Annotated in this window: 12 protein-coding genes; 4 read left to right on the forward strand and 8 right to left on the reverse strand. The window is 69.5% G+C overall.

Annotated features, from left to right (window positions below):
* Positions 1-7 precede the first annotated feature (7 nt).
* Complete coding sequence (locus AB0H76_RS16535) at positions 8-490, forward strand: hypothetical protein (RefSeq protein WP_357323804.1); 483 nt, start codon at positions 8-10, stop codon at positions 488-490.
* A gap of 12 nt (positions 491-502) precedes the next feature.
* Here AB0H76_RS16535 and AB0H76_RS16540 read toward each other — a convergent pair whose 3' ends face one another.
* From AB0H76_RS16540 to AB0H76_RS16565, 6 genes are read right to left on the reverse strand one after another with little or no spacing between them, the layout of a single operon-like run.
* Complete coding sequence (locus AB0H76_RS16540; protein WP_357323807.1) at positions 503-1,678, reverse strand: amidohydrolase family protein; 1,176 nt, start codon at positions 1,676-1,678, stop codon at positions 503-505.
* Between the two features lie 18 nt (positions 1,679-1,696).
* On the reverse strand, positions 1,697-3,385 hold the full coding sequence (locus AB0H76_RS16545) for an AMP-binding protein (RefSeq protein ID WP_357323809.1): 1,689 nt from the start codon (positions 3,383-3,385) through the stop codon (positions 1,697-1,699).
* Positions 3,382-4,575 carry a MaoC family dehydratase N-terminal domain-containing protein gene (locus AB0H76_RS16550; protein ID WP_357323810.1) on the reverse strand — a complete coding sequence of 398 codons (1,194 nt, stop codon included), beginning with the start codon at positions 4,573-4,575 and terminating at the stop codon, positions 3,382-3,384. Before AB0H76_RS16550 ends, AB0H76_RS16545 begins: the two co-directional genes overlap by 4 nt.
* A 12-nt stretch (positions 4,576-4,587) precedes the next feature.
* The gene (locus AB0H76_RS16555; RefSeq protein ID WP_357323813.1) at positions 4,588-5,571 is read right to left on the reverse strand and encodes an MDR family oxidoreductase; all 984 of its coding nucleotides are present in this window, start codon (positions 5,569-5,571) and stop codon (positions 4,588-4,590) included.
* A gap of 14 nt (positions 5,572-5,585) precedes the next feature.
* Positions 5,586-6,347, reverse strand: a complete 762-nt coding sequence (locus AB0H76_RS16560; RefSeq protein ID WP_357323816.1) for an SDR family oxidoreductase — start codon at positions 6,345-6,347, stop codon at positions 5,586-5,588.
* Entirely contained in the window at positions 6,344-7,867 is a 1,524-nt protein-coding gene (locus tag AB0H76_RS16565) for a class I adenylate-forming enzyme family protein (protein ID WP_357323819.1), read from the reverse strand. Before AB0H76_RS16565 ends, AB0H76_RS16560 begins: the two co-directional genes overlap by 4 nt.
* A 91-nt stretch (positions 7,868-7,958) precedes the next feature.
* Here AB0H76_RS16565 and AB0H76_RS16570 point away from each other — a divergent pair, with 91 nt between their 5' ends.
* The 3 genes from AB0H76_RS16570 to AB0H76_RS16580 are packed head-to-tail and all read left to right on the forward strand — an operon-like array spanning position 7,959 to position 11,184.
* The gene (locus AB0H76_RS16570) at positions 7,959-9,155 is read left to right on the forward strand and encodes a CoA transferase (protein ID WP_357323821.1); all 1,197 of its coding nucleotides are present in this window, start codon (positions 7,959-7,961) and stop codon (positions 9,153-9,155) included.
* Complete coding sequence (locus AB0H76_RS16575; protein ID WP_357323824.1) at positions 9,152-10,417, forward strand: acetyl-CoA hydrolase/transferase C-terminal domain-containing protein; 1,266 nt, start codon at positions 9,152-9,154, stop codon at positions 10,415-10,417. Before AB0H76_RS16570 ends, AB0H76_RS16575 begins: the two co-directional genes overlap by 4 nt.
* The gene (locus AB0H76_RS16580; RefSeq protein WP_357323826.1) at positions 10,417-11,184 is read left to right on the forward strand and encodes an enoyl-CoA hydratase-related protein; all 768 of its coding nucleotides are present in this window, start codon (positions 10,417-10,419) and stop codon (positions 11,182-11,184) included. The genes AB0H76_RS16575 and AB0H76_RS16580 overlap by 1 nt, the downstream gene beginning before the upstream one ends.
* 1 nt (position 11,185) lies before the next feature.
* On the opposite strand, the gene AB0H76_RS16585 is transcribed toward AB0H76_RS16580, so the two are convergent.
* Positions 11,186-12,712 carry an AMP-binding protein gene (locus tag AB0H76_RS16585; RefSeq protein WP_357323829.1) on the reverse strand — a complete coding sequence of 509 codons (1,527 nt, stop codon included), beginning with the start codon at positions 12,710-12,712 and terminating at the stop codon, positions 11,186-11,188.
* A 127-nt stretch (positions 12,713-12,839) separates the two neighbouring features.
* Positions 12,840-13,415 (reverse strand): nucleotidyltransferase family protein, encoded by a 576-nt coding sequence (locus AB0H76_RS16590; RefSeq protein ID WP_357323831.1) that lies wholly within the window; start codon positions 13,413-13,415, stop codon positions 12,840-12,842.
* Between the last annotated feature and the right edge of the window lie 67 nt (positions 13,416-13,482).

Raw genomic sequence — 13,482 nt, forward strand, 5'->3', positions numbered from 1 at the left:
GTATCGGATGGCGGTTTTCGCCCCCAGTGCCCTCGATACGGTGCGATCCGCCGGCGGCTGGCTCTGCGACCGCGCCATGGCCGGATGGGATGTCACGGTCCTCACCGCGCCGACCGACCCGCGGCCCCTGCGCATCCTCGGGGCGCACGTTCTGGACCCGGAAGCGAGCCCGGCGGCCGCTGTGCGCGAGCTCGCGCCGCAGGCGATCGCGGTATCCGGCGAGCTGTACGACTCCGATGAGCGGGTGCGGGATTGTGTGCTCGGGCAGCTGTCGCGGGCACCGATGGAGATCATCGTGTGGGGCCCGTCGCGGCCGCCGGAGTTCGGTGCCCGCATTCGTGCGACGGAGTACCGATTGAGTTATGCGGCGCGCGCGTTCAAGGCGCGGGCCTGGGCGGCCGTCGCTCTACCGGACGTGCCGATCGCCCCGGTGGAGACCTTCTACCGGGGCGAACTGAACGGGCGTCCGCGCGTTATCGCCCTACGGTAGGGCGGCGCGCGCTCAGACGTTCAAGAGCCGGGCGAGATTGCCACCCATGATCAACTTCTGGTCCGCGAGCGGCAGGTCCTTGATCTCGTCCACGTAGCGCGCGGGTTCGGCCAGCCCCTCCGGATGCGGGTAGTCGGATCCGAACAGCACATGATCGGCGCCGATGACCCGCGACAACTCCACCAGGTCCTCTTCCCAGAACGGGCTGACGTGGATCTTCTTGATCGCCTCGACCGGGTCGCTCGGAAAGCCCTGCGGGGCTTTCTTGTAGACGGTGGCCAGGCTGTCGAGCAGGCCCGGTAGCCAGGCCGCGCCGTTCTCGATCACCGCGATCTTCAGCTCCGGGAACCGGAACAGCGCGCCGTGGCAGACCCAGGAGGCCATGGCGTCACGGATGGGCTGCCACTCGTTGATCATCTTGAAGGTGTTGATCTGGAAGGGCAGCATCTCCCGGGAACCGCCGTCCCATTCCGAGGCGTGGCGGGCGTAGCCGCTGTCGGAGGAGTGCATGGTGACCAGCACGTCGAGTTCGACCACGCGCTTCCAGAACGGGTCGAATTCCGGCACCGCGAAGGACCGCGGACCGTACAGGCCGGGTACCGGGGCCGGGCGGACCAGAATGGCGCGGGCGCCGCGCTCGACCACCCATTCCAGCTCCTCGATGGCCTTGTCCACGATCGGCAGGCTGATCACCGGGACCGTGAAGATGCGATCGGCGTAGTTGAAGGACCAGGTTTCGTGCAGCCACTGGTTGAGCGAGTGCACGACCGCGTGGATGAGTTCCGGATCGTCCTTCATGCGTTCTTCGATCAGGCTGGCCAGGGTGGGGAACATCAGGGCCCGATCGATCTGCAACTCGTCCATGAGCTCCAGGCGCGGCGCGGGTTCGCGAAAGGCGGGCGACGACGGAATCGGCTTGCCGAAGATGTCGCGCATGCTCTTGCCGTCGGGGTTGCCGTGCTTGAAGTAGTCCTCCATCGCGCCCGGCCGGGCGACCACGTCGAAAGTGGGATTGGGGATGTAGTTGCTGATCTGCCCCCGGATCGCGATCTTGGTCCGGCCGTCGACCTCGACGTATTTGATCGCGTCGCGATAGCGGTCGGGCAGGAACTTGGTCAGTGCCTCCCGGGTCTCGTAGAGGTGATTGTCGGCATCGAAGAGCTGGTACGGCAGGTCGCGCTTGGTCATGGGATTCTCCTTCGATTGTCAGGTCGTGAGCCGCTGCGCGGCCAGGGCGCGCAGTTCGGCGGCCTTGATCTTGGCGTTGCCGGTGAGCGCGAAATCGTCCTCGGCGAACGGCAGTACATGCCGCGGCACCTTGTAGCTGGCGAGCCGTTCGCGCAGGAAGGCGCGGATTCGCTCGCCATCCAGCACGACGCCGTCGTGGGCCACCACGCAGGCGACGACCACCTCGCCGAGCGTCTCGTGTGGCACCCCGACCGTGCGCGCGAGTTTGACGCCCGGATAGGCGGCGAGGGCTTCGTCGACTTCGACAGGGGAGACGTTCGCGCCGCCGGTCTTGATGATGTCGGTGAGGCGGCCGACCCAGAACAGGCGGCCGTCGGCGTCCAGGTAGCCGCCGTCCCCGGTGTGGAAGAACCCGTCCGCGTCCAGGGTCTCGTCGCGCGGGATGCCGATGTAGCCGAGCATGAGCGTCGGTGCCTTGACGCAGATCTCGCCGCTCTCGCCGCGGGCCGGCACCGCGCCCGTGCCCGGGTCGGCGATCTTGATCGTCACTCCGGGCAAGGGGACGCCGTTGCTGCCCGCGTGCACCTCCTCGGGGGTGTCGGCCGGGAAAGACGTGGTGATGGTGAAGGTTTCGGTGTTGCCGTAGGCGTGGTTGGGTTCGGTCCACCGCGAGGTGACGGTGGGATGCTGGGCGAACGGGCTGCGCGCGTCCACGAAGCGCATACTGCTGAGATCGGCGCGATCCCAGCCGGGCGCGCCCGCGAGCTGCTCCCACTGGTGCGGCCAGGCGAAGGGGAAGTTCACCCGCTCGGCCTGCATCAGCTGTAAAGCTTCGGCGGGATCGAAGGTCGGTTGCAGCACCAGGGATCCGCCGCAGGCCAGCGTCGCGCCCAGCGCCAGCGCGAAATTGCCGGACCAGAAGAAGCCGTTGGCCGACCAGCCGCGGACTTCGTCTTCCGGAGTGAAGCCGTACATGCGCCGGAACCGCCACAGCTGGATGGCCACCCCGCGGTGCGCGCTGAGAATTCCCTTCGGGGTGCTCGTGGAACCCGAGGAGAAGAACAGTACGGCCGGATCGCTCGGGCGCACCGTCGCGGCGGTCGCCTGGATCGATTCCGGACGTTCGCCGTGACCACGGGCGAGGAATTCGGCCCAGGTGTCGACGGCGGGGCCCGCGTCGCCGACGGTGGCGAGGTGGCGCAGGAACGGATAGCGCGCCGAGCGCAGTGCGCCGGGCGCGGCGGTGCCGAGTCGCGGTTCCAGTTCGGTCAGTACCTGCGCGAAATCCCTTGTCAGGACCCGCTGTTCGAACAGCAGCACCGATACTCCGGAGGTCTGGAGCAGTTGATCGAGCTCGGCCGGTGTGGAAAAGGTGCTCAGCGTGACGGCCACGCCCCCGGCCAGCGCGGTGCCGAAGACCGCCGAGATCCACTCCGGCCGATTGGTCATCAGCACGCCCACCCGGCCGTCCTTGCCCAGCCCGATCGCGTGCAGTGCCCGGGCCACCTCGACCGAGCGCTCCCACAGGTCGGTATAGCTCCATCGCGTGATGTCGGCTGGGGTTCGGGCCACCAGCGCCTCGCGGTCGCCGTACTGTTCGGTCACCTCCCGCAGGAAGCCCGGCAGGGTGAGCGTCCCGAGCCCCGGCTCGCTGTCCAGCGGCGGACCGGACAGGATCGAATCCTGCGGTGCCGGTGTGGTACTCATGGCAGCTCGACTTCGGCGGTGGCGTCGACCAGCACGCCGCCGTTCTGATCGGTGAGGCGCAGCTTGACCTCGACCACCGGGACGCCCCACGTCGACAGCGCTTGTTTACCGACGATCTCGGCATCGAAGTAGGTCACATCGCCCTCGAAGGAGGGCAGCCGGAAGTCCGATTTGATGTGGCGCACGAAGCCGTCGGTGCCCGCCCAATAGGCCAGATAGTCGGTGCACCACGCGCCCATGGTCGCGCCGTAGCCGTAGGCGCGCGCCATGCCGACCTCGTCGGCCTTCGCGTTGTCGGTATGGCCGCGCGACGGCCCGACGTAGAGCCCGTCCCGCTTGCGCGGATCGATCATCGCGCCCTCTTCGTCGAAGGCGAAGCCCTCGATCCAGCCCGGATCCTGATACACCCACGGATCCTCGACCCCGGCGGGCGTCACCCATTCGAACGTGCCCCAGATGTTGAACAGGAAGGCCCGGTACTCGGTGGTGAAGCTGGCGATGCTGTGCGGTCCGATCACCCGGCGCGGCAACGTGTCCCCGATCTTCACCTCCTCGAAGCGCGGGGAGATACCCTGCCGGTTGGACATCAGCCATTCGGTGCGCAGGGCGTGCACCGCGTCGAGCTCCGCGGGCGTCCAGGACTTCAACTCCCCGGCCTGCTTGTCGTACATGCCGCGTTTGCGGGCCTCCTCCGCGAGATAGCGGATGGTGGTGGACCTTTCGCGGGCGACCAGGGTGCCGTGCTGGTTGCGGTGGGTGGTGTCGCCGCGCGAGAACAGTGTCGGCCCGGCGAATTTCGTCTCCGCCACCTTGTAGTCGTGGAAGCGGCGCTCCTGGAAGAGCTGGTCGCCGGGCCGCACCGGAGCCCCGTAGAACCACCACTCCTCACCGGCGAAGATGAGATGGCTGCCCGGGATCCGGCCGACACAGGCAGGTGCGCACCCGTGCCCGTAATCCAGTGCGACGGCCATGGATTGCGGTGCGACCAGGCCGCCGTAGCGGGAGTCGCGGGCGAAGCGCTGATCCCAGTGCAGCGGGTTGGGGTAGTCCATCGCCATGGCCCAGCGCCGGATATCGGAGGCGCTGCACGGCTCCCACAGCTGCCCGCCGCCGACCGGCCGGCCGACCCGGGGTTCGACATCGGAGAGGTCGAGTTCGACGGTCTCGGATGTTGTGGTCTTCTTGCTCACTGCGTCTCCTGCTTATCGATTGACGTCGACGACGATGCGGCCGCGCACGGTGCCGGCCATCAGCTCCTGCGCGGCCGCGATCGACTCGGCCAACCCGACCTCGCGCGTAATCGACTCGAGCGCTCCGGGTTTCAGGTCCTCGGCCAGCCGGGCCCAGGCGGCGGTGCGGCGCTGCCGGGCGGCCATGACGCTGTCGATGCCGATCAGGGTCACCCCGCGCAGGATGAACGGGGCGACGGTGCCCGGGAAGTCCATGCCCTGGGCCAGACCGCACGCGGCTACCGCGCCGCCGTAGCGAGTCTGGGCACAGGCATTGGCCAGGGTGTGACTGCCCGCCGCGTCGACGACACCGGCCCAGCGCTCCTTCTGCAGCGCTTTACCGCGCGCGGCGAGTTCGGCGCGATCCACCACACCGGCCGCGCCGAGCCCGTGTAGATACTCGGCCTCGGCGGTCTTGCCGGTGGCCGCGGCCACGGTGAACCCGCGCGCGGCCAGCAGCGCGATGGCCACGCTGCCCACGCCGCCGGTCGCCCCGGTGACCAGCACCTCGCCCTGATCCGGCCGCACCCCGTGCGCCAGCAGCGCCTCGACGCAGAGCGCGGCGGTATACCCGGCGGTGCCGATCGCCATCGCCTGCCGGGCGGTGAACGCGACGGGCAGCGGCACCAGCCAGTCGCCGTCGACCCGGGCCCGCTGTGCCAGGCCGCCCCAGTGGCTTTCGCCGACGCCCCAGCCGTTGAGGACCGCGTGATCGCCCGGCGACCACTCCGGATGGGTGCTCGCGGTGACGGTGCCCGCCAGGTCGATGCCCGGGACCATCGGATACTTGCGCAGGACCGGCGACGTTCCGGTAATGGCCAGCGCGTCTTTGTAATTGAGCGTGGAGTACGCCACCTCGAGGGTGACGGTGCCCTCCGGCAGCCGTGCCTCGTCCACGCTGGTCAGCGCCACCGATTGCCCGGTGTCGCCCTGTTCGACGAGAAGTGCGGAAAACATGTGGTCAATTCCTTTCAGCGGGCGGTCCAGCCGCCGTCGACGACGATGGTCTGGCCGGTCACATAGCTCGCGGCGTCGCCGGCGAGCCAGACGATCGCGCCGACCATGTCCTGTGCCGTTGCCTGCTCGGGTAGCGGGATGTTGCGGCGCAGGTACTCGCTGCCGCGGGCGCTGTCGTAGAGGCTGTCGGTGATCTCGCTGCGGAAGAAGCCGGGCGCGACCGTGTTGACCCGGATGCGGTGCCGCGCCCACTGCACCGCCAGTTCCGTGGTCAGGCCCGAGAGTCCCGCCTTGCTGGCCGCGTAGGACGCCTGCGGAATCCCGGGCATACCGACCCGGCCGGAGATGGACGAGACATTGACGATCGCGCCGCGTCCGGTGGCGCGCATCCGCGGAAAGACCTGCTGCGCCAGGAACAGGGGCGCCAGCAGGTTCAGCTCGACGGTGCGGCGGATCTCGTCCGGAGTCTCGAATTCGGCGCGGGCAGTGGAGAAGCGGTTTCCGGCGGCATTGATCAGGATCTCCGGCGAGCCCAGCGCGTCGGCGACCGCGGGCACGATCGCGGCGATGCCCGCGGGATCGGACAGGTCGCAGGGCACGGCGGCACCGTCGATCTCCTTCGCCAACTCCGCCAAACGATCGGCCCGCCGGGCCACCAGCGCGACGCGAGCGCCCAATCCGGCCAGGGCGCGGGCGACGGCCGCGCCGAGGCCCGAGGAGGCGCCGGTCACGATGGCGACCCGGCCGTCCAGGTCGAAGAGGTGCGCGCCGCTCATGACCGGCTCCCTGGGATGAGGCGCGCGAGGAGTTCCGGCAGCCGGGTGCGATCCACCTTGCCCATGGCATTGACGGGCAGCTCGTCCACGCGCGCCCAGATCTCGGGCACCTTGTACCCGGCCAGCTCGACCCGGCATCGCCGTGCCAGGGCTTCGAAATCCAGGGTGGCATCAGGGCTTTCGACGAGCGCGGCGACGCGCTCGCCGAGCCGGTCGTCGGGCGCGGGGCACACCGCGACTTTCGTGACCCCGGGGTGTCGCCCGATGACCCGTTCCACCTCGAGGGGATAGACGTTGGCCCCGCCCCGGATGATGACCTGCTTCTTGCGATCCTGCACGCTGAGCCACCCGTCCGCGCTGACGGTGCCGATATCTCCGGTCGGGTACGGGGCAGGCGCCGCGGGTCGGAGGCCGCCGCGCTCCCAGTAGCCCGGCGACGGCGTCCAGGTATGCGCCCAGGAACCGGAAGTCGCGGGGCCGATACACAGTTCGCCGAGCTCGCCGCGCGGCAGCCGGTTCATCGCCGCGTCGTAGGCGGCGACGTCGTACTGCGGCAGCACGCGCCCGCTCGCGCCCGGTCGCCAGTCGTTCCCCGTGGGGTCGATGGCAACGACCGTCGGTGCTTCCGTGAGCCCATAGGTCGCGCGTGGGACCAGCCCGTGCGCGTCGGCGAATGCGGTGCGCACGCTGTCGGGCGTATCGCTGCCGCCGCTCCACACCTCGTGCAGCGAACCGAGATCCCGCCGCGGCTTGCGGGCCAGATCGTAGAGCTGCGCGGGTGCGCCGTTCCACACCGTGACGCGGTGTTCGGAGATCCAGTCCGCGACGCCGTCGGCATCGCGCCGGTTCATCAGGACCGCGCAGCCGCCGGCCTGCGCGGTGAGCAGGGTGGACAGCACCATGAGATTGAGGATGGTCAGCGGAAAGCTGTCGCCCTTGCGCAGTTCCGGGCCCCAGCCCCGGGTGGCGACCAGCGCGGCGCCCGGCAGCAGCAGATTGCGCTGGCTGTGCACCACCGCCTTCGGGTGTCCGGACGTGCCGCTGGTGAAGGCGATTCCGGCGGGAGCATCGAGGTGCGGTGGCACGCGCGGGGCCGCTTCGGACTTCGCCAGAAGAGCGGACCATCGATCCGGGGCGAGGCATGCGGGGGTATCGAGGTGGCAGTTCGCCCCGGCCAGTACGACTTTCGGTGCGCAGCGGGTGGCGAGGTCGTCCTGCTCGCTCGCGGACAGGGCCTCGCCGATGCCCGCCCAGATCGCCCCGATCCGTTGTGCGCCATGGAAAGCCGCGACGATGTCGAGATCGTTGGGCAGGCATGCCGCGACCCGGTCGCCGGGCCGCACGCCGAGCGACCACAGCGCACCGGCCGCCCGGTGCGCCCGCTCGTCCAGTTCCGCGTAGGACCACACGCCCGAAACCGCTTCCACCGCAGGCGCATCGGGATGCGCGTCGAGTGCGGCGTCGAGCACCGTCGCGATGGACGTCGGCCGCGGTGCTACCGCGGCGCTGCTGCTTTCCACGCCACCCTTGATATCAGTATCTTTACTATCCTTGCAAGGATTAATCAGATAATGTGACCGCCAACGGCACAGAGCGCTGGAGCGGAGGCAGATGAGGCATTCGGGCCCGTTGACCGGGGTGCGCGTGGTCGATCTGACGGCAATGGTCATGGGGCCGTACTGCACTCAGATCATGGCCGACATGGGCGCCGACGTGATCAAGATCGAACCGCCGGCCGGGGACAACACCCGCTACATCTCGGTCGGGCCCGAACCCGGGCTCGGGGGAGTCTTCGTCAACGTGAATCGCGGCAAACGCAGCGTGGTGCTCGATCTGCGGAGCCCGGAAGGCGCGGGCGCACTGCGTGATCTGCTCGGGCACGCGGATGTCTTCATCCACTCCATGCGCGGCCGGGCGATCGCCGACCTCGGCTTCGCCTACCCGGAGGTCGCCGCGGTGAATCCCGCGATCGTCTACACCAATTGCTACGGCTACGGCCGCCGCGGCCCCGACGCGCAGCGCGCCGCCTACGACGACACCATCCAGGCCGAGTGCGGTCTGCCGTACGCGCAGCAGCAATTGACCGGCGCGCCCGGCTATGCCGGGACCATCATCGCCGACAAGGTGGCGGGGCTGACCGCGCTGTGGGCCACCGTCATGGCGCTGTTCCACCGCGAGCGGACCGGTGAGGGGCAGGAGGTGGAGGTCGCCATGTTCGAGACCATGGCGGCGTTCATGCTGGTGGAACACGCCAACGGCGCGATGTTCGACCCGCCGCTCGGCCCCGCGGTCTACCCCCGCGCGGTCGCTCCCGACCGCAAACCGTATCGGACCCGGGACGGCTACATCTCCGTGCTGGTCTACAACGACAAGCAGTGGGCGGCGTTCGTGGCGGCGGTCCAACCCGCCTGGGCGGGTGCGGAATTCGCGACCCTGGCGCAGCGCGCGCAGCGGATCGACGCCGTATACGCCCTGCTGGGCGCGACATTCGCCGAGCGCACGACCCAGGAGTGGCTGGATCTGCTGCACGCCCTGGATATTCCGGCCGCGCCGGTCCGTGCCCTCGGCGACCTGTTCGGCAACGCGCATCTGAACGCGGTGGGATTCTTCGAGACGGTCGAGAGCCCGAACGGCCCGGTGCGGTTTCCCGGGATGCCCGCCTGGTTCTCGCGGACACCCGGCGCGGTGGCCGGGCCGGCGCCTCGGCTCGGCGCGGACACCGCGCGGGTCGGCGCCGCGCTGCGGGCGGACGACGGCTGGCCCGCCGCCGACGCGGTGAAGCCGACTGCGCGGCAGCGGGAATCGTGAAGATTCTCGAGGATCCCGCCGAGCTCGGTGCGTTTCTGCGCGCGGGAGACCGGATAGTCGTCGGTCAGGCGTGCGGAGAGCCGACGACCCTGATCGAAGCCCTGATCGCGCAGGGTCGGGAGATCGGTGACCTGTCCGTCTTCACCGCCACCAGCTTCTCGGGCCTGTTCACCCCGGAGACGTCCGGGAGTTTCGCGCTGTCCAGCATGGGCGCGATCGGGACGCTGCGTGCGATGGCGAAGGCCCATGCGCTGCAAGTGATTCCGTGTCACGTGAGCCGGATCGGGCCGATGATCGAAGCCGGGCAACTCGGATGTGACGTCGCTTTCGTGCAGGTCGGACCGGCGGACGCCGAAGGCAATCACAGCTTCGGACTCGTCAGCGACTACGTGGCGTCGGCCGTAGCGGCGGCACGAATCGTGGTGGCCGAGATCAACGAGCAGGTGCCGCACACCTTCGGCGCGAGGTTGTCCAGCGCCGAGATCGACGTCGGTGTGCGCGTCTCTCGGCCGCCGGTGCAGCTGCCGCCCGCGCGTGCCAGCGAAACCGACATTGCCATAGCGCGTTTCGCCGCGGACTACATCGGCGACGGCGCGGTCTTGCAGACCGGCGTAGGCGCGGTGCCGGATGCCGTCCTGCCGATGCTGCTCGACCGCGAGGATCTCGGCGTGCACTCGGGGATGGTCGGCGACGGGATCGTCGATCTGGTCGAGGCGGGTGTTCTCACCAACGCGCGCAAGAGCATCGACAGGGGCGTGTCGGTGACCGGCGCGCTCATCGGGACGCGGCGGCTCTACGAGTTCGCGCACCGGAATACCGGTATCCGCATGTGCCCCACGTCCTATACCCATGACGCCGCCGTGCTCGGCCGGCTGGAGCGGCTGGTGACGATCAACTCGGCGATCGAGGTCGATCTCGGCGGTCAGGTCAACGCCGAACAGAGCGGCGCCGCCTATCTGGGCGGGACCGGCGGCCAAGTGGATTTCGTGCGCGGCGGCGCGCGCTCACCGGGCGGTCACGCGCTCATCGTGCTGCCTTCGACGGCGAAAGGCGGGGCGGTGAGCCGGATTACCGCCACGCTGTCGGGCCCGGTGTCCACCGCGCGCAGCGAGGTGGACGTGGTCGTCACCGAGTTCGGGGCGGCCGAACTGACCGGACGCGATCTGGCCGAACGGGCTCGCCGGCTAATTGCGATAGCCCATCCGGTCTTCCGAGACGAGCTGGCGCGGGCGGCGCACGCCATCGCGCGGAGAGGTTTCTGATGAACGACGCGGTGCTGTTCGACGCGCGCCCGGACGGCATCGCCGTCCTCACGCTGAATCGTCCGGAGCGGCACAACTGCCTGGCCCCGGATGTGCGCGCGGGCTTGTACGCCGCCTGGGATCGTTTCGAGCGCGATCCGCGGTTGCGCGTCGCCATTCTCACCGGCGCGGGGGAGCGGGCCTTCTGCGCGGGCGGTGATCTCGAAGAGATGGTCGAGACCGGGTTGACGGTGCCGCCCCGCGATATGTTCCCGCTGCCCTACGACACCATCGAACTGTCCAAGCCGACGATCGCGGCCGTCAACGGCGTCGCTTTCGCCGGCGGCTGGATGATCGCGCAGGCCTGTGACCTGTGTGTGGCGAGCACCAGTGCGCGCTTCGCGATCACCGAGGTGCGGGTGGGACGCAGTTCGCCCTGGGCGGCGCCGCTGATCCACATGATTCCGCAGCGCGTCATGATGGAGTTGCTGCTCACCGGCAAACCGGTCACCGCTCAGCGCGCCTACGAGATCGGCCTGGTGAATCGGCTCGCCGAACCCGGCGAATTGCTCGATGCCGCTCTGGAATTGGCGCGCGAGATCCTCGAGGGCGCGCCGCTCTCGGTGCGGGCCGCCCGCGAAACCGTCATGCTCGCCACCGAAATGGGGCGATCCGCGGCGCTGCGAGCCGCCCGCCACGCCTCCGAGCTCTGCTATCACAGCGCCGACGCGCAGGAGGGGCCCAGCGCCTTCGCGGGCAAGCGCCCGCCGCGGTGGCGGGGCCGCTGAATCACCGCAGGTTCTGCCGAACCCGGAACTTCTGCACCTTGCCACTCCCGGTGCGCGGGAAATCGGTGACGAGATGGATCTCCTCGGGCCACTTCTGCTTCGCCAGACCGGCTTCGGCGAAGTGGGCCCGCAGGTCCTCCAGCGAGGGCGGGTGTGCACCCGGATGCAGGCGGACGACCGCCGCCACATGCTCACCCAGGCGCGCGTCGGGTGCGGCCACCGCTGCCGCCTCGGCGACGCCCCGGAGACTCAGCAGCACCTCCTCGACCTCGAGCGCGCTGATGTTCTCGCCGCCGCGAATGATCATGTCGGACTTGCGGTCCGAGATGGTCAGGTAGCCGTCCGCGTCCAGGAATCCGATATCGCCGGTGTGGTACCAGCCCTCCGCGTCGAAGGCCGCGGCGGTGAGAGCGTCGTCGGTGTAGCCGAGACACAGATCCGGGCCGCGGCTCACGATCTCACCCTCGTCGGTGAGCCGGATCTCCACCCCGGGCTGGGTGGTGCCGTCGGTATAGAGCCGCTTGGCTTCCGGTGCGGTGCACAGGGATCCGGTGATCGAGGGATGCTCGGTGCTGCCGTACGCGCGGTACACCGTGATGCCCAGTGCGGTGAGCCGTTCGGTGACCGACGCCGGGACCGGGGCGCCGCCCATGCCCGCGTACTTCATGTAGCGCAGATGCTCGGCGGTGAAGTGCGGGTGGTCGATCAGGCTGGTCATGTAATACGGCACGCCGCCGCCGACAGTGGCTCCGTGCGTGCGCATCAGTTCCAGGATCAGTGCGGGATCCCAGCGATCGACGAGATTCACCGCGACACCGTCGAGGACGGGAATCAGCAGCCCGTTCACCATGCCGATGAAGTGCCCCACCGGCGCGGCGGTGAGCTGCGGACCCAGATCGGCCGGATAGTGCGCCGCCAGCTGCCGGGTCTCGCATCCCATCGTCTGATGGGAGTGCACCACGCCCTTCGGCGCCCGGGTGGTGCCCGAGGTGAACGCGTACAGGGCCGGCGCGCGTGGGTCCACCCGCGCCACCCCGGCCATCGGCTCGGCGGCCAGCAAGTCCTCGAAATCCCGGCCGACCACGCCGACAATGGGCACCCCGGCACTCAGATCCTCGTGAAATACCAACGTGCCGAACCGTTCCGCGGTCACGAACACCCGCGGCCGCACCGACTCCAAGATGTAGCGCACCTCGCGGCTGCCGTAGATGTGCACGATCGGGACCACGACCGCGCCGAGGAACGAGGCCGCCCAGAAGGTCGCGGCCGCCTCCATCCAGTTCGGTAGCTGGAACGCGACCACATCGCCCGGCTGGACCCCGCGCGCACGCAACCCGGCCGCCAGCCGCCGCGCCACCAACTCGACCTCGCGGAACGTTCCGGACCACGGCCGGTCCGCGGAGTGCACACAGAACCTCGTGTCCGGGGCGGCCTCGAGACCGCGGGCCAGCATGTCGCCGATGGTGTCCCGAGTCCACCACCCCTCGCTCTCGTACCGTTCGACCAGGGCGGGAGGGATGGTGCGCATGGGTGACTCCGCAGCTGAAGAATCTAGATTGCCGGGAGTGAATATAGCATTCTCATTTAGAGAGAATAGTGAAATCGCCACTGCGGCACGACTCACCGAGCCCGCAGCACGCGGTGCGGTGGCAGGTCTAGTAATCCGGTTCCTGGCTCGGCAGTTCCTCGGGCCGGTCGACATCGGTACCGACTGCCACGTCCCCGCACGGCACCGGCTGGACGCGCTGCCGTGCGAGATAGGGCCGCGCCCCTTCGTCACCGACGGCCAGCTCCGCGACCTCGGCCCAGTGATCGCGGCCGAGCAGCACCGGATGTCCGGGAACGTCGTCGTAGGTGGCGCGCGCGAGGGCCGAGGGCGTTGCCAACCGCACCAGCCGGTCCACGGCAGCGGGGGTGACGCCTGGCGTATCGACCGGCAGCACGACCACCGCCGTGCAGTCGCCGAGCGCCGAAAGCCCTACCCGCACCGACGATCCCATGCCGGAGGCCCAGTCCGGATTGTCGACCACGAGGGCTCCGGTGAGCGTCGCGGCCGCGCGCACCTCCGCGGCCCGCGCGCCGAGCACGACCACCACCGGTTCGCACCCGCCCGCGCGCAGCACCTCGGCCGCGCGCTCGACGAACAACAGCCCGCGATGACGCACCAGCGCCTTGGGCATCCCGTACCGCCGCCCGGCTCCGGCGGCCAGCAGCAGTCCCGCAACAGTCACTCGCGCAGCGTAGACAGGCGGGTCCGATTCGGCCCGGGCAGGAGCCCGGTACCGGCTGACTCGGCCT

The sequence above is a fragment of the Nocardia sp. NPDC050712 genome (assembly GCF_040654295.1).
Lineage (GTDB): Bacteria > Actinomycetota > Actinomycetes > Mycobacteriales > Mycobacteriaceae > Nocardia.